The organism is Pseudomonas sp. zfem004 (assembly GCF_032621715.1).
GTDB classification, from domain to species: domain Bacteria; phylum Pseudomonadota; class Gammaproteobacteria; order Pseudomonadales; family Pseudomonadaceae; genus Aquipseudomonas; species Aquipseudomonas sichuanensis.
In genome coordinates, this window is record NZ_JAVYJF010000006.1 from 67,389 (window position 1) to 86,024 (window position 18,636).

An 18,636-nucleotide genomic window follows, 5' to 3' on the forward strand; every position below is an offset into this window, starting at 1 on the left:
GACAGGCTCCAGCGCTACCACGGAAAGGTGACGCTCGAGTCTGAGTTCGAACTCAGCAAAGGACTATAACAATGGCTCTCAGTAAAGAAGTGCCGGAGTTTGACATCGACGACGACCTGCTCTTGATGGAGACAGGCATCGTTTTGGAAACGGATGTGGTGTCAGACGAACCTGCTGTACCTTCGGTTCGGACCAAGTCGAAACAGAGCACATCGCTCAAGCAGCACAAGTACATCGATTACAGCCGGGCGCTCGATGCCACCCAGCTGTATCTCAACGAAATCGGCTTCTCGCCTCTGCTCTCGCCAGAGGAAGAAGTGCATTTCGCGCGCCTGTCGCAGAAGGGCGACCCCGCAGGGCGCAAGCGCATGATCGAAAGCAACCTGCGCCTGGTGGTGAAGATCGCCCGTCGTTACGTCAATCGTGGCCTGTCGCTGCTCGACCTGATCGAGGAAGGCAACCTGGGCCTGATTCGTGCGGTGGAGAAGTTCGACCCCGAACGCGGCTTCCGCTTCTCGACCTATGCCACCTGGTGGATCCGCCAGACCATCGAGCGGGCGATCATGAACCAGACCCGCACCATCCGCCTGCCGATTCACGTGGTCAAGGAGCTCAACGTCTACCTGCGTGCTGCGCGGGAGCTGACGCAAAAGCTCGACCATGAGCCGTCGCCGGAAGAGATCGCCAACCTGCTGGAGAAACCGGTAGCCGAGGTCAAGCGCATGCTCGGTCTCAACGAGCGGGTCTCGTCGGTGGACGTCTCGCTGGGCCCGGACTCCGACAAGACCCTGCTGGACACGCTCACCGACGACCGCCCCACCGACCCTTGCGAGTTGCTGCAGGACGATGATCTGTCGCAAAGCATCGACCAGTGGCTGGGTGAGTTGACCGACAAGCAGCGTGAGGTCGTTGTGCGCCGTTTCGGTCTGCGAGGCCATGAAAGCAGTACCCTGGAGGACGTGGGGCTGGAGATCGGCCTGACCCGTGAGCGGGTGCGGCAGATCCAGGTCGAGGGCCTCAAGCGCCTGCGCGAAATCCTCGAGAAGAACGGTTTGTCCAGCGAGTCCTTGTTCCAGTAGCACTGACGCCGTTGCAAAAAACGCCCCGATAATTTCGGGGCGTTTTTGTTCGCGCAGGCGAAATGTTTAGTTATCTACCCTTGTGCTATCGCGTGTAAGTGATCGCTTACTCGTCATGTAAGTAATCGTTGTAGGGGTTGGTAAATCAATGTCGTTTTCACTGACGTACTTTTTCTAAGTTGCTGAATATAAAGCTATTTTATGGTGTTAACGATTGTTGCGCCTGAAATCTCTTGAGAGATTCGTCGCTTGCCGGCCCCGTGGGAATCGCTAGTATTCGAACTGTGCCGACGGACAGGCACAGGTGCTCAGGATGAGTACCAGGACATCGCAGGAAGCGATTCATCAGGACGATGAGTGGGATATACAGGGACTACGGAAAAAATGTGGGCGGGTCAAACCGCCCCTTTTTTTTGCCCGCTGAAAATGAAAAAAGGCCCGTTACGGGCCTTTTTTGTATCTGGACGATCAGCGCTCCAGATCGGCGATCTTGCCGGTCTTGCCGTCCCACTCTTCAGCGTCGGGCAGGGCGTCCTTGCGCTCGGTGATGTTCGGCCAGATCTCTGCCAGCTCGGCGTTCAGCTCGATGAAGTTCTCCATGCCGGACGGCACTTCGTCTTCAGAGAAGATCGCCTGGGCCGGGCACTCTGGCTCGCACAGCGCACAGTCGATGCACTCGTCCGGGTGAATCACCAGGAAATTCGGGCCTTCGTAGAAGCAGTCCACCGGACAGACTTCCACGCAGTCGGTGTATTTGCATTTGATGCAGTTGTCGGTGACGACGAAGGTCATTTCTAATTCTCTCCTCAGGCGACGGCAGCTTGCCCTTCCTTCCAGGGCAGCGCGGTTCACGGTGGTGGCTGCAGGCCAGGCTAATAACCTGCAGCGCTCGCGAACCGCGCCGGATTCTACCAGCTTGTTTGGGTGGCCGTTATAACAGGTTCTTCAGTTGATATAGCATTTCGATAGCTTGGCGCGGGGTCATGTCGTCCAGCTCCAGCTTGCCCAGCTTCTCGATGGCCGGGTGTGGCAGGCTGGCGAACAGGTCGCTCTGGTGCGGCACGCCCGGCTCGCCCTTGCTCTTGCTGGCAATCGGCGTTTCATGGGGCAGGCTGGCGGTTTCCAGCCGGCCCAGGTGCTCACGGGCACGCTGGATCACCGGCCCCGGCACGCCCGCCAGTTGCGCCACGGCCAGGCCATAGCTCTGGCTGGCAGGGCCAGGCAGCACGTGGTGCAGGAAGACGATGCGTTCATTGTGTTCGGTGGCGTTCAGGTGCACGTTGGCCACCAGCGGCTCGCTCTCCGGCAGCACGGTCAGCTCGAAGTAGTGCGTGGCGAACAGCGTGTAGGCACGCAACTGGGCCAGGCGCTCGGCGGCGGCCCAGGCCAGCGACAGGCCGTCGAAGGTACTGGTGCCGCGGCCCACTTCGTCCATCAGCACCAGGCTGCGGTCGGTGGCGTTGTGCAGGATGTTGGCGGTCTCGCTCATCTCGACCATGAAGGTCGAGCGCCCGCCGGCCAGGTCATCGCTGGAACCGATACGGGTGAAGATGCGGTCGACCAGCGACAGCTCGCAGCTGGCGGCGGGCACGAAGCTGCCGATATGGGCCATCAGCACGATCAGGGCGGTCTGGCGCATGTAGGTGGATTTACCGCCCATGTTCGGGCCGGTAATGATCAGCATGCGGGTACTGTTGTCGAGCCCCAGGTCGTTGGCCACGAACGGCGTGGTCAGTACCTGCTCGACCACCGGGTGACGGCCCTGCTCGATGCGCAGGCAGGGTTCGTCGACGAAGCTCGGGCAGTTCAGGTCAAGGTTCAGCGCGCGCTCCGCGAGGTTGCTCAGCACGTCCAGTTCAGCCAGGGCGGCAGCGCTGTCCTGCAGCGGTGCCAGGTGGCCGATCAGGGTTTCGAGCAGGGCGTCGTAGAGCATCTTCTCGCGGGCCAGGGCGCGGCTCTTGGCCGACAGCGCCTTGTCCTCGAAGGCCTTGAGCTCAGGGGTGATGAAGCGCTCGGCGCCTTTGAGCGTCTGGCGGCGAATGTAATCGCCTGGCGCCTGCTCGGCCTGCTTGGTCGGCAATTCGATGAAATAGCCGTGCACGCGGTTGTAGCCGACCTTGAGGTTGGCCAGGCCCGTACGGGCTTTCTCGCGGGCTTCCAGGTCGATGAGGAACTGGCCGGCGTTCTCGCTCATCGCCAGCAGTTCGTCGAGCTCGCTGTCGTAGCCGGTCTTGAGCACGCCGCCGTCGCGGATCACCGCGGGCGGGTTGTCGATGATCGCCCGCTCGAGCATGCCGGCCAGTTCGGGGTAGGTGCCGGTGATCGCGGCCAGGCGCGCCAGGTGCGGCGCTTCAAGCTCGGCCATGGCGTTCTGCAGCTCGGGCAGGGCGCCGAGGGCGTCGCGCAGGCGCGCCAGGTCCCGCGGGCGCGCATTGCGCAGGCCGATACGCGCCAGGATGCGTTCGAGGTCACCGATCTCCTTGAGCTGCGGTTGCAGCTTTTCGAAGCGGTAGCCGTCGAGCAGGCAGCGAATCGAGTCCTGGCGCGCCTTGAGTACCTTGAGGTCGCGCAGCGGGCGGTTCAGCCAGCGGGTCAGCAGGCGGCTGGCCATGGCGGTCTGGCAACGGTCCAGCACCGACTGCAGGGTGTTGTCGCGGCCACCGGCCAGGTTGATGTCCAGCTCCAGGTTGCGGCGGCTGGCGGCATCCAGGATGACCGTGTCGTCCATGCGCTCGTGGCGCAGGCTGCGCAGGTGGGGCAGGGCGGTGCGCTGGGTTTCCTTGGCGTAGGTCAGCAGGCAGCCGGCGGCGCCGATGGCCAGGGTCAGCTTGTCGCAGCCGAAACCTTTGAGGTCCTTGGTTGCAAACTGCTGGCACAGGCTCTTGCGCGCCGAGTCACGGTCGAAGTCCCACGGTGCACGACGGCGTGCGCCTGGGCGCTTCTCGGCCGGCAGGCCCTGGGGCCAGTCATCGGGGATCAGCAGCTCGACCGGGTTGATGCGCTCGAGCTCTGCCAGCAGGTTCTCCCAGCCCTTGATTTCCTGCACGCTGAAGCTGCCGCTGGTGATGTCCAGCACCGCCAGGCCGAACAGGCGCTCATCGCCCAGCAGGGCGGCGATCAGGTTGTCGCGGCGCTCGTCGAGCAGGGCCTCGTCGCTGATCGTGCCGGGGGTGATGATGCGCACCACCTGGCGCTCCACCGGGCCCTTGCTGGTGGCCGGGTCACCGATCTGCTCGCAGATCACCACCGATTCGCCGAGCTTGACCAGCTTGGCCAGGTAGCCTTCCAGCGAATGGAACGGAATCCCGCACATGGGGATCGACTGGCCCGCCGACTGGCCGCGGGCGGTCAGGGTGATATCCAGCAGTTTCGCGGCTTTCTTCGCATCTTCGTAGAAGATCTCGTAGAAATCGCCCATGCGGTAGAACATCAGCTGGTCCAGGTGCTGGTTCTTCAGCTTCCAGTACTGCTGCATCATCGGGGTGTGTGCGGAGAGATCAGACATTCAGGGCCTTACAGCGGGTGGTCTGGTGGCAAATTGCGAAACGCGTAATGGTACAGGCTTTTTACGCCTGCTGCAGGGCGTATGGGTGGGGCAAAACTACGCGGCGCAGGGTGATTGCATTTACCTTGGGCGGGCGGCATTATGCACGCTATGCAAAAACGCAACGTAGCATCCACTCTCAAAGCGCTGCTCGAGCGCCACGGCCTGTCCCCGACAGAGCTGCACCGGCGCACGGGTATTCCGCAATCCACGCTTTCGCGCATTCTCAGCGAAAAGATCGCCGACCCTTCCGACAAGCACGTGTCGAAGATCGCCGAGTATTTCGGCGTGAGCACCGATCAGCTGCGCGGCCGTGCCGAACTGGGCGACACCCGTGAAGCGGCGCCGCGCACCGAGTCGCATGCGGCGCTGAGCGATATCAGCCTGTGGGACGATGAAACCCCCGTCGAGGATGACGAGGTGTCTGTTCCTTTTCTTCGTGAGGTCGAGTTGGCAGCAGGATCAGGAAGATTCGTCATCGAAGAAAGCGAGCATGCACGCTTGCGCTTCGGCAAACGCAGCCTGCGCCACAACGGCGTGCAGTTCGACCATGCCAAGTGCGTGACGGTGCGCGGCAACAGCATGCTGCCGGTGCTGCGTGACGGCGCTACGGTAGGGGTCAACACTGGCAGGTGCACCATCGGCGATATCATCGATGGCGATCTTTACGCCATCAACCACAACGGCCAACTGCGGGTGAAGCAGGTCTACCGCTTGCCCACCGGCATCCGTCTGCGCAGCTTCAACCGCGATGAGCACCCGGACGAGGACTACAGCTTCCAGCAGATGCAGGACGAGCAGATCAGCCTGCTGGGCCACGTTTTCTGGTGGGGCATGTACGCACGCTGACCCACCTTGATACCCGACGAAAACCCGCCCAGGCGGGTTTTTTTTCGTCTGCAGAAAAGCCCTACACCCCGCGTCCAGCAAGCCCTTCATGCATTTCAGCAAAATCCAACGCATAAATAGTTGAATAAATGCATTGACTGCATATGCATTGATGCATAACCTGTGTCTCAAGCCGGTCAGCAACCGGTTGTTACACAGGCAGCGATGAACAGGCCTCAACTGTTCAGAGGGTTGGCAACTGGCCCGGGTGTGCAGCGTAAAGCACCACGATCAGTTATCCGGCGGGCAGGCGGCCGCGGTCGGAGACACCAATTTGAAGCGGAACCGCGCGGCGTCACCAGTCGTGGCCAGCGGTTCGCCAACGCATTACTGAAAAGCCTGCAAGCCGGGCTTTTTGGAATGCCGAAGGCAACAAACATCCGTTCGCCGGCATGTCGCCGGCGGGCATCACACAAGGAGTACAGGACAGTGACGAACGAGCAACAGACGTTGCTGGAAATGCCGCTCTGGCTGGTGATCGTCCTGGCATTGCTGGGCGGCCTCAGCGGCGAAATGTGGCGCGCCGACAAGGCCGGTGCCCGGGGCTGGTCGCTGATCAGGCGGCTGGCGCTGCGATCCGGGGCCTGCATGGTCTGCGGGGTTTCAACGGTCATGCTGCTGTATGCAACGGGCATGTCGATATGGAGCGCCAGCGCCTTTGGTTGCCTGACGGCGATGGCCGGCGCCGATGTGGCCATCGGCCTTTACGAACGATGGGCCGCCAGGCGCCTGGGTTTGCGCGAACCGATCAACGGTGATCAACCCTGGAAGGAGGATGCATGAGCCAGCTGGCGATGTTGCAAACGACGCTGACCCAGACCATTCGTGAGGCGATACCCAATCTTGCGTCGGTAGAGGCCCAAGCAACTGTAGGAAGCAACTCGGCGTTACCGGCCCTGCGCCACGGCATCGTCGCCATGGTCGCCGACACCGCCCCCCGGGATGGCCGTTCGGTACTGGCGGTGACTTTCGAGGCCGATATCACCCTTGACGCAGCCAGCACGGATGCTCGGTTGCAAGGCAGCGAACTGGCGGCGCAACTGATGGACCTGCTGCGCCAGCAACTCTGGGGCCTGGAATTCGTCGAAGCGACCCGCAACGTCCAGGCGCAGTACCTCGGGGCCCAGTGGAAGGTGCGCTGGGAGCAGCCGGTGCTGTTGGGCGAGCCACGCTGGGAGTGGCCTGACCAGCCGCCGGGCAGCCTGGTGCTGGGCTTCGAGCCGGATACCGGGCCGGGCAACGAAGGCCGCTATATCAACCCGGAGGATCTGGCATGAGCTACGCCAGTGCCATGCACGATCGCATGCTGGCCGCTCTGGTGATCCCGTGCCGGGTAGTGGCGGTGGACCTGGCCGCTGCCCGGGTACGTGTGAGTGACGGCGGAGGCTGGACCAGCACCTGGGTGCGCTGGCATGCACTCGCTGCCGGCAAGGCCCGCCACTGGCGGGTGCCCAGCCTGGATGAACAGGGGGTTCTGGTAAGCCCCAGTGGCGAGCCCGCGCAAGGCACCTTCGTGCCGGGCCTGTATGGCAATGCCGGGGCTGCGCCGGACAACCGCGAGCATGTCGAGATCTGGCGTTTCGACGATGGCGGCTCGCTGAGCTACGACTGGCAGGCCAGCCGCTACGAGATCCAGCTGCCCAATGGCAACGCCAGCATCAAGGTGGGCGCCAGCACACTGCAGGTCAGCGATGCCGGCATCACGCTCGAGACGACAGCCATCACGCTGGATGCCTCGTCCATCAACCTGGATGCCACGTCCATCAAGCTCACTGGCAACGTCGCCATCGAGGGCCCGCTGCTGGTCAGCGGTGACATCAACGGCGGCGGTCGGATCATCGATACCGCCGGCAACACCGCCAATCACAAGCACTGAGCCCACCCCATCGGTGCCAGGGAGGCACGCCCATGCTCAAAGACCTGCGCTGCGGCCATTGCGCGCGACTGCTCGCCCGCACGGGCGATTTCACCGAACTGCAGATCAAGTGCCCGCGCTGCGGCACCTTGAATCATGCCAAGGCCTCGAGCCCTGCGCGATCGCCTGCGAGCGACCAGAGTGCGCAGCTTTGCGCACGCCATCACGCTCTTCTACAGGTAGAGAACGCCATGCATATTCATGAACGGGATGCGCCTGCGTCGGGAGGTGCCCCATGATCGGCCTGGACCGCCGTACGGGGCAGCCCCTGAGCGGCATCGCCCACCTTCGCCAATCCATCGAAGACATCCTCACCACCCCCCTCGGCAGCCGGCGCATGCGCCCCGACTATGGCAGCCAGTTGCGCCGCTACGTCGACCTGCCGGTCAACGACGGCTGGAAGAGCGCCGTGCAGGCCGAAGTTGCCCGGGCCCTCGGGCGCTGGGAGCCGCGCCTGGCACTTGAACGGGTGCGGGTGGTTGCGGTGCTCGATGGCCAGGTCAGCCTGGCCCTGAGCGGCCGTTATCTGGGCGACGACGCACTGCTGGAGGTGAGCGTATGAGCCAGGTCGACCTGTCCAGGCTACCGGCACCCCAGGTGCTCGAAGACCTCGATTTCGAAGCGATCTACCAGGATGACCTGGACACCTTCCGCAGCCGTCTGGGCGACGGCTGGAACGCCTCGCTTGAGAGCGACCCGGTCACCAAGCTGTTGGAAGTAGGGGCTTACCGCAAGCTGCTCAACCGGGCGCGGATCAACGACGCGGCCAAGGCGCTGCTGCTGGCCTACGCCGAAGGCAACGACCTGGAGCAGTTGGCCGGCAACGTCGGCCTGCAACGTCTGGTCATCCAGACAGCGGACCCAACCGCCTCGCCACCTGTCGAGGCCTTGCTCGAATCCGACGACGCCCTGCGCGAGCGGGTGCAGTTGGTCTACGAGGGCCTGACCACCGCCGGCCCGCGCAACAGCTACATCCTGCATGCCCGCAATGCCTCGGGGCAGGTTGCCGATGCCACGGCCGAAAGCGCGTCGCCGGCCGTGGTGGACATCACTGTACTGAGCCTGGACGGCGACGGTACCGCCAGCCCGGCACTGCTGGCCGAAGTGGCCAGCTACCTCAACGACGACGACATCCGCCCGGTCGCCGACCGGGTGGTGGTGCGCAGTGCCGAGATATTGCCGTACCGCATCGATGCCGTGCTGCACATGGCCGGCAGCGGCCCGGAGTACGAAGCGATCCTCGCCGAGTGCCGACGGCGCCTTGAGGCTGCGATCAACCCACGGCGGCGCCTGGGCGTTGAGGTAGCGCGTTCGGCTATCGACGCGCTGCTGCACATTGATGGCGTCAGCCGGGTCGAGCTGATCGGCTGGGCCGACCTGCAGCCGAGCAAGGCGCAGGCGGCCTGGTGCAGCGGCTTCGACCTCAAGCGCGGAGGCTGACATGCAAAGCCTTCTGCCGCTCAACCGCACACCCCTTGAACGCGCCCTCGAGGCGGCCGCCGACGAAGACCTCAAGGCGCAGCTGCGCACCTTGTACAACCCCGACAGCTGCCCGGCGCATCTGCTTTACCAACTGGCCTGGGCCTGGTCGGTGGACCGCTGGGACGACAGCTGGAGCGAGACCATCAAGCGCTCGGTGATCCGCTCGGCGTTCTTCGTGCATGCCCACAAGGGCACGCTCGGCGCGTTGCGGCGGGTGGTCGAGCCCTTCGGCTACCTGATCGAGGTGCGCGAATGGTGGCAACTCGAGCCGGTCGGCGTACCCGGCACCTTCGCTTTGAAGGTGGGGGTGGAGGAGGCCGGTATCGATGAGCAGACCTACCAGGAACTGAGCCGCCTGATCGACGACGCCAAACCGGTCAGCCGCCACCTCATCGGCCTCGACATCAGCCTCGAAAGCCTGCTGCCGGCCTATCAGGCGGTTGCCCTCAACGAGGGCGAACTGCTCGAGGTGTACCCCTGGGAAGCGGCGGACATCGACGTGCACCTGGGCGCTGCGCACTGGGTAAACGAAACCACTCTGGACATACTGGACATCTACCTCAATGGCTAACTCAACCACCCAATTCGGTGGGTTCCTGACCAACGTCGGCATCGCCCAGCAGGCCAACACCGCCGCGCTGGGGCTGCCCTGGAACATCACCCACATGCTGATCGGCGATGCCGGCGGCGAACCCTCGCAAACCCCCGATCCGACCCCGAAGCCAACCCAGAATGCGCTGGTACGCCAGGTCTATCGGGCGCAACTCAACGCGCTCTACCAGTCGCCTGCCGACCCCGGCGTGCTGGTGGCCGAGCTGGTGCTGCCGCCGGAGACCGGCGGCTGGTGGATCCGCGAACTGGCGCTGGAAGATGCCAACGGCAATTTCATTGCCGTGGCCAAGCCGGCGCCGAGCTACAAGCCACTGCTGGCGCAAGGTTCGGGGCGTACCCAGACCATCCGCATGCACGTGGTGTTCGGCAACCTGGCCAACGTCACCCTGAAGATCGACCCGAGCATCGTGCTGGCCACCCGCGACTACGTGGACAAGGCCCGTGAAGCGGCCGAGCTCTATGCACGCAATCAGCTCAAGGCCCATGTGGAGGCAGCCGATCCGCACCCGCAATACCTGCGCCGCGCCGATGTGGCCAAGGACGCCGGGCCGCTGGCCTGGCTCGGAGCCGCGGCTGGCACGGCTGATGCCTTGGTGCTGACGCTCAAGAGCAGCGAGGCGGCGCTACCTGCCTACGCGGCTGGCCAGCGCTTCCAGTTCCAGGCCGTCGCCACCAACACTGGTGCGGTAACGGCAAGCATCAATGGCCGGCCGGCGGTGGCGGTGAAGAAGGCCGGCACCGCCGGCCTGGTCGACCTGGTCGGCGGTGATGTGCGCGCCGGGGCGCTCTATGACCTGAACTACGACGGCACTTACTTCCAGCTGGGGGGCGGTGTCAGCAGCGGCAAGGCCTTCGAGCGTTTCTCGTTCGAAGCCTCGGTCGGGCAGAAAGCGTTCAGCGCCCCGCACACCGTGGGTAACCTGATCGTCATGCGCAACGGGCGTGAAATCATCGATTTCAGCGCTGATGGACAAAAGGTCACCCTGCACACTGCCTGCAACCTGGGCGACACCGTCGTGATCCTGGCTTTCGGTGCATTCCGCTCGGTAGACGGCTACACCAAGGCCGAGGTAGATGCCCTGCTGCGAACCTCGTCCGGCTTGCCCGTCGGCTCCATGCTGCCGTTCCCGCGCGATGTTGTGCCTACTGGCTTCCTTGAAGTCGACGGTAGCGTCCACAGCATCGCGATGTACCCAGATCTTGCGGCTTACCTGGGCGGCGCCTTCAACAAAGGTGATGAGAAGGCTGGCGAGTTTCGTCTGCCGGATTCACGTGGCGAGTTCTTGCGTGGCTGGGACCATACGCGCGGTGTCGATGCCGGCCGAGGTCTCGGAACCAATCAGGCTGACGAGTACAAGGCGCATACGCATACTCAACAGGGTATTAATAACGTTGCAAGCGGCACCGGTGGGATCGGAGCCCTCAACGTTGCGGGCAACGGTGTGGACGGCGTGCAGACGCGGAGTGCAGGTGGAGGCGAAACCCGGCCGCGAAACATCGCCGTGATGTGGTGCATCAAGGCCTGGAATGCACCGGTTAATCAGGGGCAGATCGACGTAGCCGCCCTAGCCGCTGAGGTCGGGAAGCAGAAGGCCGTATCTGTGATCGGTGGACACAAAGGGCTGAAAGTCTCGGCGACGGGGGCGTCGTCGCTGGTGTCGGTGATGGCGAATCAGCTGGTGCTGGGCAGCGCAGCCGAAGCAAAGAGGCTGACGGCTATCAGCCTTAGCATTGACTCTTCAAGGGTCGGCGCGGGTGGCCTTGATGCGGGCGTGCTCACCGCTTCTGCTTGGTACAGCATCTGGGTTATCTGGGGTGATACGCCTGGAGTTGCTGGGCTGCTTTCCCTGAGTGATACAGCGCCCACGCTGCCGGCTGGTTACACGCACAAAGTGCGAATTGGTTGGACTCGCACCGATGCTACCGCCAACAAGTTCCCCCTCGGCTTCGTGCAGAACGGTCGGGATGTTCAGCTTCTCGTGTTGCGTGACATGGCGGCTGGCGTGCTTTCTCAGTGGACGGCTATCGCGACCGGCAATTTCGTGCCGACTACAGCTGTCGCTGTTACAGGTCGTGTCCAGAACTCGAACCTGATTGCTGCCGTGGCGCCCAATGCGTCTTACGACCCTTACGGGGTTGCGTACGTCTACCTGCCGTCGGGGAACGGCTCGGCGGCGCAGCAATTCAGGGTTCAGCTGGAGTCCGCAAATATTTATGGGTCCAGCACTGCGAGCGGTAGCAGGATTTCGGTGCTGGGTTGGGAGGACGATCTATGAGCTTTGCAGTGAGAAACGACCTGCGCGGATGGCGGGCGGTTGGTGGGGTCGAGGATGTTGCCCAAGACGAGCACTATTGCGAGGAGCGGCCCGAACTGCCCGTAGATGTCGAAGCCGAGCGCGCTTGGCGCGACGGGGCGCTGACTGCGCTGGTCTGGCTGCGTGATCGCCACCGCGATCAGCTGGAGATTGGCGCGGCCACCACGCTGACGCCCGAGCAGTTCACCGAGCTGCTGGAGTACATGCAGCAACTGCGCGACTGGCCCCAGTCCGAGGCCTTCCCAGACTCGTCGGCGCGTCCCGTACCGCCAGCATTCCTTAAGACTGTAGGGGGTGAGCAATGAGCCGTGCCAACGATCTCGCCGCAATGGAAAGCGGTTTGCTCGCAATGCGCGGGCTCAATAACGCGGCCATCACCGCGAATAAGGTACTGACTGCTGACGAAACCGGCGTGCTCCTGGTCGACGCCTCGGCTGGGGCTGTGACCATCACGTTGCCGCCGTCCAGTCGGCCAATGGATGTGCGTGTTCAACGCGTCGACAACAGCGGGAATCGCCTTGTGGTGCAGGCCGCCGGTGATGAGGCGATCAAGTTCCACACCCGCCTGCGTGCATCGGGGTACGCCTTCTTCGTGCTGATGGGGGCCGGTGATTACTGGCACCTGCGCAGCGATGGTGCCGGTGCCTGGCTACCGTTGGACCGACTCGACCGCGCCGCCCTTGGCCGGCCGATTTTTGAGACATCGACCACGATCAGCCCAGGTGGATGGGGGTTGGCCAACGGTGCCTTGCTGAATCGAGTCGAATGGCCCTGGCTGTGGGACTACGCCCAGCAATCCGGACTGTTCATAGGTGAGGCCGAGCGCGTTGGTATGGAAGGTGCTTGGACCAGCGGTGACGGTGCTGCCACGTTCCGCACGCCGGAGCTGCGGGGTGAGTTCTTGCGAGCACTGGATGAAGGGCGCGGCATTGACAGTGGCCGGGTCGGCGGCGGTAGCCAGAAAGGTTCGCTGATGATGTCCGACTACCCAAGCTCCGGACAGGGAGCCACTACCCTGGCCCCGACTGCATCCCAGGCTGCAGCGGATTATGGGCAGGATCCTTCGGTGCATACCGAATGGCCGACAGCCTGGGGGGTCAACACGGCCTCGTTGACGCCGTTCAAGCCGAGCACCAGCTTCATGCTGGGCACTTCCAGGCCGCGCAACCTGGCGTACCCCGCGCGTATCAAACTGATCTGAGGGCAGTTATGTATATCTACTTGATTGAATCATCCGGCGCCCTGTGCGGCCCGGTGGATGTCCCGAACGTGCCAGGTATTGGTCTGCAACTGCCGGGCAATGCCATTGCTCTCGACGAAGCATTGGCGAAACCGAACGCGGGACAGGTTTGGGCCAAGATTGATAGCCAGGCGCCGGTACAGGTCGAGGATCGCCGGGGTTTGTACTTCCGTACGGACTCTGGCGAGCAGGTAAACCATTTCGAATTGGGGCCGTTGCCTCGAGAGCTGACCGAGATGCCACGTCCCGATTCGCTCCATTTCTGGGATGGTCAGGCCTGGACACTGGATACGGCCGCCAAGGCGGCGCATGATGCCGCAACCGAGCGCGATTGGCGCGATGCGCAAATCCTGGGCCACGAATGGTTCATCTCACGTCATCGCGCCGAGCGCGACTTGCAGCGCGCGACCACCCTGAGCACTGAGCGCTTCAATGAATTGCTCGCCTATGTGCAAACCCTGCGCGACTGGCCCGCCAGCGAAGCCTTCCCATCCATCGATAACCGCCCTGTGGCACCGCCGTGGGTCGCCGAATACATCCAATGAAGCCCCGCACCGCCGGGGCTTTTTTTCACCTGTAACAACCTCTCAAGGCCCTGCACCCGCAGGGCCTTTTCATACCCGAACCTGGAGTAAACCTGTATGAGTGGATTCTTCCACGGCGTCACCGTGACCAACGTCGACACCGGTGCGCGCAGCATCGCGCTGCCGTCTTCCTCGATCATCGGCCTGGTCGATACCTTCACCGAAGGCCCGAACGTCAGCGCCAAGGCCAACGACCTGGTGCTGATCACCAGCGAGCGCGACGCGGTCGCGGCGTTCGGCCTGAATGCGCCGATCACCAAGGCCTGTCGCGCCATCTACAGCCGCGCCAAGGCGGTCATCGTTGCCTGCGGCGTGGCCAAGGTCGAGGACGCCGCCGAGCAGACCTCGGCGATCATCGGCAACGTGCTGGCCGACGGCAAACGTACCGGCCTGCAGGCGCTGCTCGACGGCAAGAGCCGCTTCAACGCCCAGCCGCGCCTGCTGGTTGCGCCGAAACACAGCGCGACCCAGGCCGTCGGCACCGCGCTGGTGGCCCTGGCCGACAAGCTGCGCGCCATCGCCATCATTGACGGCCCCAACAGCACCGATGAGGCGGCCATCGCCTACGCCAAGAACTTCGGTGCCAAGCGCGCATTCCTGGTCGACCCGGGCGTGCGCTACTGGGACAACGACGCAGAGGCCACTGTCGACGCGCCCGGCTCGGCCTGGGTCGCCGGCCTGTTCGCCTGGACCGACCGTGAATACGGTTTCTGGGCTTCGCCGTCGAACAAGGAGTTCGTCGGCATCACCGGCACCACCCGCGCGGTGGAGTTCCTCGATGGCGACGACAGCTGCCGCGCCAACCTGCTGAACAACGCCAACATCGCCACCATCATCCGTGACGACGGCTTCCGCCTGTGGGGCAACCGCACCCTGTCCAGCGATCCGAAGTGGGCCTTCGTCACCCGCGTACGGACCATGGACATCGTCATGGACGCGATCCTCTATGGCCACAAGTGGGCCGTCGACCGCTCCATCACCGCCACCTACGTCAAGGACGTCACCGAGGGCCTGCAGGCCTTCATGCGCGACCTGAAGAACCAGGGCGCGATCATCAACTTCGAGGTCTACGCCGACCCGCAGCTGAACACCGCCAGCCAACTCGAGCAGGGCAAGGTGTACTGGAACATCCGCTTCACCGACGTACCGCCTGCCGAAAACCCCAATTTCCGCGTTGAAGTCACCAACCAGTGGCTGACCGAAGTCCTCGATTCCGCCGCTTAAGGAGCGCATTTACATGGCAATGATTCCCGAAACCCTGGCCAACCTGAACCTGTTCGTCGATGGCGTCAGCTTCCAGGGTGATGTACCCAGCCTGACCCTGCCCAAGCTCACCCTGAAGATGGAGGAGTACCGCCCTGGCGGCATGGACATGGCGGTCGAGATGGACCAGGGCATGGAGAAACAGGAAGCGGCCTTCACCACCACCGGTGTGCGCCGCGAAGCATTGAAGTTCTTCGGCCTGGCCGATGGCAACGGCTTCAACGGCACCTTCCGCGGTGCCTTCAAGGGCCTCAAGGGGCAGATCAATCCGGTGGTGGTCACCCTGCGCGGCACCCTCAAGGAAGTCGACATGGGTGACTGGAAATCCGGCGACAAGGCCGAGATCAAGCACAGTGTCGGCGTCACCTACTACAAGCTCGAAGTGGACGGTCGACTGGTCTACGAGATCGACGCTCTGGGCATGAAGCGGGTGATCGACGGTGTCGACCAACTGGCCGCCCAGCGCGCCGCCCTTGGCTTGTAAGGAGAACCTGCAATGGCTCAAGCGAAGAAATTGCCGCAATGGATGATGCTCAGCGCCGAGCGGGTGACCGTGCGCCTGTCGCGCCCCAGCGAGGCCAATGGCCTGCAGGTGGACAGCCTGTCGCTGCGGGCACCGACCGTGCGTGACATTCGTAACGCGCAGCTCGGTGGGGCAGGGGACGACGAGCAGCGTGAGCTGAACCTGTTCGCCTCCCTCGCCGAAGTTGGCGTCAAGGACCTCGAAGGCCTGGCACTGAAGGACTACAGCCGCCTGCAGAGTGGCTACTTTCGCCTGGTGCAGGACGACGAAGTTTGATCCGGCCCGGCAGAAGGCCGCTGCACGGCGGCTGGCCAAGGAGCTGAACTTTTCCGCCAGCGAGATCATGGGCATGTCGTTCAGCGACATGCTCTGGTGGCTGGCGGAGTGACAAGGAGGAACGCATGGCGAATACATCGGTATTCACCCTCGGCGTCACCGCCCCCCAGCCGCTGGGCAGCGTTGTCGATGCGCTGCGCCAGTCGCTCGAACGGCTGCGCAGCCAAGCTGATGACACCCGTCTCGGGCGACTGATCGGCGAGGTCATTCGCCTGGGGCTGGAGCTGGACAAGGTGCGCTTGGTGGAGCGGCAGCTCACCACCGAGCAGGCGTGGGCGCATGAAGAACAGATTGACCGACTGCGCCGGGAGGGTGATGAGGTCGAGCGTTTGCGCAGGCGCTATTTGTCGCTCGGGCGCAAGCCGATAGTGCTGACCACGATTTACCTGAGGGTGGGCTTCAACGACGGGGCCGGGTCTGCGCCGCAGACGGCCAGCCCCGTCACGCCTGAAAACGAAAGCCCGTCACCTGATGCATCAGGCTCCGAGCCTGGGGCCGAACCGTCGGAACCGACAGGTTCAGGGCGGCAGGCCAAGACTTGGGTAGTCCTCGGGTCGATAGGCAGCGGTCTTGCCGGAGTACTGGCCTACGGCGGTTATCGCAAGTTGCCTGGCCATCTCAAGACAAGTGTCCGTGAGGCGGCCGATGAGGGGGCGCCCACAGCGATTGGCAAGGGATTGCTGGCGCTGGGTGAGGAGAAGGGTGAAGACAAGGCCAAAGGCCTTGGCGCTGCTTTTGGAGAACTGGCCGGGGGTGTGTTGGGCACGCTTCTTGGCGCAGTGACCAAGAACCAACGGGCCAAGAAATATGGAGGCAAGATTGGAGAGCTGCTAGGGGAGAACCTCGGTGGTGCGTTCGGTACCTTCCTCTATGACGAGGTTTACGCCGAGCCTGCTGGCAAGGACAAGCCCGCCGATGGCAGCAAGGCTTCCGGGGCATCCACCGCTGAGGTCAAGGCAAAGCGCACTGCGGCGTCGGGGGGTAAACAGGAGCAAGTAGAGGAAGAAGAGGAAGAAGAGGAAGAAGAGGAAGAAGAGGAAGAAGAGGAAGCGCAGTTTGAAGCAAAAGACAGCGTTTCGCGCAGGCCATCGGAAAGCGCAGGCTTGGTGTCGATGGCCAGCTCGGCCGCGCTTGGCGCCACCTCGCTTGTTGGGATGATGGGCAAGGCTGGGGCGAGCCCTGCCGGTGCCTCTTTAACGGGTCGGGTTTTGCGGCGCCTACCGGGAATGAGCCAGCTCACTACTGGGCTACAACTGGCCGAAACCTACAACAGCGACGCCACGGCTGAGCAGAAACTCGAAGGTTACGGAACAGCCGTAGGTGGTCTGGGCGGTGGCCTGGCCGGTGCTGCCGTGGGCGCGGCGGTCGGTTCGGTGGTGCCTGTGATTGGTACTGCGATCGGCGGCCTGATCGGTGGTGTGCTCGGCAGCATGGGCGGGGAAAGCCTGGGTGGCTTGCTGGGTAAGGCACTGGGGGCTGGAAAGGATGATCTCCCCACCCAGCCGGCAATGGGCAATGCGGCCCGGGCTCTGGATACTCCGGCAGCGCCGGCGAACGCTCAGGTGCAACCGGCGCAGACCGCTGCACCTGCGCCCCCGGTCAATCAGCAGTTCACCTTCAACGCCAACGTGCCAGTGACTTTCACCAACAGCCTGAGCGACCCGAGTGTGGTGCAGCAGCTGGAGGCCATGATGCGCCGGCAGTTGGACGAGCTCATGCGTCAAGCCCGCTCGGTGCAGATGACCGACACCTCACATATCGCACTTTAAGGAGCATGCATGACCTATCTGGAGCAGCTGCAAGCCACGCTGCACGCCCTGGTCAAGGCGGGAGAGGCAGGGCGTCGGCGTGCCGACGCCATGCTCGACCCAATGAACGAGGCGATCGACCATATCCAAGGCGCGGTCGTCGAGCTGGAAGGGTTGCCGGTGGTCGGTCCGATCATCGGTGCCAAGTTGCAGCGCACGATGCGCGCCATCGAAACCGCCCAGGCACGGGTGGCCAAGGTGGTGGCCAAGTATGACCAGGCCGTGGCCGTGGTCCGCCAGGTGCGTGACCGCATCGACGGGTTCGCCGGCCATGTGGCCAAGGCCGGCGCGGCCATTCGGCGGATGGTGGGGGAGGTGCGTTCGACCGTCAACCGCGTGCTGTCGACCTTGGGCTTCGCGCCCCAGGCGACACCGGCGGCCGAGGCGATCAAGCCATTCCCCCATCTGCTGGTGCTGCAACCCCTCAAAGCCGGGGCCACACCTTACTACTTCAACCTCGACACCGCCGCCTTCGACCAGTTGCGCCGGCAAACACGCTTCCGTTGGGCGGGGCAGGAGCGCCTGAGCCGCGAAAACGCGCAACAGGCCGTCAGCCTGGGCGAAGAAAGCATCAGCATCCGCGGGGCGATCTTCCCCGGCTTCAAGGGCGGCCTTGGCCAGTTGCAGACGCTGCGCAGCATTGGCCGCCAGCTGTTGCCGCTGTCGTTGACCAGTGGCTACGGCGAGGTACTTGGCACCTGGTGCCTGACCAGTATCGAAGAGGAGCAAAGCCTGCTGCAGGCCGGCGGCATTCCTCGCAAACAAGGCTTTTCACTGGAGTTCGTGAGCTATGGCCAGGATCTGCATAACGTCTGAAGGCGACCTGCTCGACACCCTTTGCCAGCACTACTACGGGCAGCTCGAAGGGATGGTCGAGGCGGTGCTGGATGCCAACCAGGGGCTCGCGGACCAGGCCCAGCCGTTTCGCGCCGGGGTAAGGATCGTGCTGCCGGAACGGCCTGTGGTGGCGAGCAATACCCTTCAACTGTGGGACTGACAGGGGGCTACGCAGCCGTTTGCGCAGCGTAGCCTCCAGGGAGGCAGAAT

Annotated in this window: 20 protein-coding genes and 1 pseudogene; 19 read left to right on the forward strand and 2 right to left on the reverse strand. The window is 63.6% G+C overall.

Annotation, left to right across the window (positions count from 1 at the left end):
- Nucleotides 1-71 precede the first annotated feature (71 nt).
- Nucleotides 72-1,079 carry an RNA polymerase sigma factor RpoS gene (gene rpoS, locus RTH46_RS08375; protein WP_153787587.1) on the forward strand — a complete coding sequence of 336 codons (1,008 nt, stop codon included), beginning with the start codon at nucleotides 72-74 and terminating at the stop codon, nucleotides 1,077-1,079.
- Nucleotides 1,080-1,547: 468 nt separating this feature from the next.
- Here the strand turns inward: rpoS and fdxA are convergent, their stop codons facing one another.
- Nucleotides 1,548-1,871, reverse strand: a complete 324-nt coding sequence (fdxA, locus tag RTH46_RS08380; RefSeq protein WP_027595821.1) for a ferredoxin FdxA — start codon at nucleotides 1,869-1,871, stop codon at nucleotides 1,548-1,550.
- A gap of 139 nt (nucleotides 1,872-2,010) precedes the next feature.
- Complete coding sequence (mutS, locus tag RTH46_RS08385; protein ID WP_153787588.1) at nucleotides 2,011-4,584, reverse strand: DNA mismatch repair protein MutS; 2,574 nt, start codon at nucleotides 4,582-4,584, stop codon at nucleotides 2,011-2,013.
- A gap of 150 nt (nucleotides 4,585-4,734) precedes the next feature.
- On the opposite strand from mutS, the gene RTH46_RS08390 reads away from it, so the two are divergent.
- The 18 genes and pseudogenes from RTH46_RS08390 to RTH46_RS08475 all read left to right on the forward strand — a co-directional run bounded on the left by RTH46_RS08390 (nucleotide 4,735) and on the right by RTH46_RS08475 (nucleotide 18,586).
- Nucleotides 4,735-5,472, forward strand: coding sequence for a helix-turn-helix transcriptional regulator (locus RTH46_RS08390; protein ID WP_316905510.1), 738 nt, complete (start codon nucleotides 4,735-4,737; stop codon nucleotides 5,470-5,472).
- A 468-nt stretch (nucleotides 5,473-5,940) separates the two neighbouring features.
- On the forward strand, nucleotides 5,941-6,294 hold the full coding sequence (locus RTH46_RS08395) for a phage holin family protein (RefSeq protein ID WP_153787590.1): 354 nt from the start codon (nucleotides 5,941-5,943) through the stop codon (nucleotides 6,292-6,294).
- Complete coding sequence (locus RTH46_RS08400) at nucleotides 6,291-6,788, forward strand: hypothetical protein (RefSeq protein WP_153787591.1); 498 nt, start codon at nucleotides 6,291-6,293, stop codon at nucleotides 6,786-6,788. Before RTH46_RS08395 ends, RTH46_RS08400 begins: the two co-directional genes overlap by 4 nt.
- Complete coding sequence (locus tag RTH46_RS08405) at nucleotides 6,785-7,387, forward strand: phage baseplate assembly protein V (protein ID WP_279845540.1); 603 nt, start codon at nucleotides 6,785-6,787, stop codon at nucleotides 7,385-7,387. The genes RTH46_RS08400 and RTH46_RS08405 overlap by 4 nt, the downstream gene beginning before the upstream one ends.
- A gap of 32 nt (nucleotides 7,388-7,419) precedes the next feature.
- A pseudogene (locus RTH46_RS08410) lies at nucleotides 7,420-7,566 on the forward strand (Com family DNA-binding transcriptional regulator); the annotation flags it as partial.
- 95 nt (nucleotides 7,567-7,661) lie between these two features.
- On the forward strand, nucleotides 7,662-7,988 hold the full coding sequence (locus RTH46_RS08415) for a GPW/gp25 family protein (protein ID WP_110992385.1): 327 nt from the start codon (nucleotides 7,662-7,664) through the stop codon (nucleotides 7,986-7,988).
- The gene (locus RTH46_RS08420; RefSeq protein WP_279845541.1) at nucleotides 7,985-8,866 is read left to right on the forward strand and encodes a baseplate J/gp47 family protein; all 882 of its coding nucleotides are present in this window, start codon (nucleotides 7,985-7,987) and stop codon (nucleotides 8,864-8,866) included. Before RTH46_RS08415 ends, RTH46_RS08420 begins: the two co-directional genes overlap by 4 nt.
- A gap of 1 nt (nucleotide 8,867) precedes the next feature.
- The gene (locus RTH46_RS08425) at nucleotides 8,868-9,479 is read left to right on the forward strand and encodes a phage tail protein I (RefSeq protein ID WP_316905419.1); all 612 of its coding nucleotides are present in this window, start codon (nucleotides 8,868-8,870) and stop codon (nucleotides 9,477-9,479) included.
- Nucleotides 9,472-11,796: a phage tail protein gene (locus RTH46_RS08430; RefSeq protein WP_316905420.1), complete on the forward strand. Its 2,325-nt coding sequence runs from the start codon at nucleotides 9,472-9,474 to the stop codon at nucleotides 11,794-11,796. The genes RTH46_RS08425 and RTH46_RS08430 overlap by 8 nt, the downstream gene beginning before the upstream one ends.
- Nucleotides 11,793-12,140 carry a phage tail assembly chaperone gene (locus RTH46_RS08435; RefSeq protein ID WP_316905421.1) on the forward strand — a complete coding sequence of 116 codons (348 nt, stop codon included), beginning with the start codon at nucleotides 11,793-11,795 and terminating at the stop codon, nucleotides 12,138-12,140. Before RTH46_RS08430 ends, RTH46_RS08435 begins: the two co-directional genes overlap by 4 nt.
- Complete coding sequence (locus RTH46_RS08440) at nucleotides 12,137-13,036, forward strand: phage tail protein (RefSeq protein ID WP_316905422.1); 900 nt, start codon at nucleotides 12,137-12,139, stop codon at nucleotides 13,034-13,036. The genes RTH46_RS08435 and RTH46_RS08440 overlap by 4 nt, the downstream gene beginning before the upstream one ends.
- A gap of 8 nt (nucleotides 13,037-13,044) precedes the next feature.
- Nucleotides 13,045-13,620 carry a phage tail assembly chaperone gene (locus RTH46_RS08445; protein WP_316905423.1) on the forward strand — a complete coding sequence of 192 codons (576 nt, stop codon included), beginning with the start codon at nucleotides 13,045-13,047 and terminating at the stop codon, nucleotides 13,618-13,620.
- A gap of 96 nt (nucleotides 13,621-13,716) precedes the next feature.
- On the forward strand, nucleotides 13,717-14,883 hold the full coding sequence (locus tag RTH46_RS08450; RefSeq protein ID WP_316905424.1) for a phage tail sheath family protein: 1,167 nt from the start codon (nucleotides 13,717-13,719) through the stop codon (nucleotides 14,881-14,883).
- Between the two features lie 13 nt (nucleotides 14,884-14,896).
- Nucleotides 14,897-15,406, forward strand: a complete 510-nt coding sequence (locus RTH46_RS08455) for a phage major tail tube protein (RefSeq protein ID WP_125465178.1) — start codon at nucleotides 14,897-14,899, stop codon at nucleotides 15,404-15,406.
- Between the two features lie 12 nt (nucleotides 15,407-15,418).
- Nucleotides 15,419-15,721 (forward strand): phage tail assembly protein, encoded by a 303-nt coding sequence (locus tag RTH46_RS08460; RefSeq protein ID WP_110992378.1) that lies wholly within the window; start codon nucleotides 15,419-15,421, stop codon nucleotides 15,719-15,721.
- A 125-nt stretch (nucleotides 15,722-15,846) separates the two neighbouring features.
- Nucleotides 15,847-17,550: a hypothetical protein gene (locus tag RTH46_RS08465; protein WP_316905425.1), complete on the forward strand. Its 1,704-nt coding sequence runs from the start codon at nucleotides 15,847-15,849 to the stop codon at nucleotides 17,548-17,550.
- A gap of 9 nt (nucleotides 17,551-17,559) precedes the next feature.
- Nucleotides 17,560-18,405: a phage tail protein gene (locus tag RTH46_RS08470; protein ID WP_316905426.1), complete on the forward strand. Its 846-nt coding sequence runs from the start codon at nucleotides 17,560-17,562 to the stop codon at nucleotides 18,403-18,405.
- Nucleotides 18,380-18,586 (forward strand): tail protein X, encoded by a 207-nt coding sequence (locus tag RTH46_RS08475; RefSeq protein WP_316905427.1) that lies wholly within the window; start codon nucleotides 18,380-18,382, stop codon nucleotides 18,584-18,586. Before RTH46_RS08470 ends, RTH46_RS08475 begins: the two co-directional genes overlap by 26 nt.
- Nucleotides 18,587-18,636: the final 50 nt, after the last annotated feature.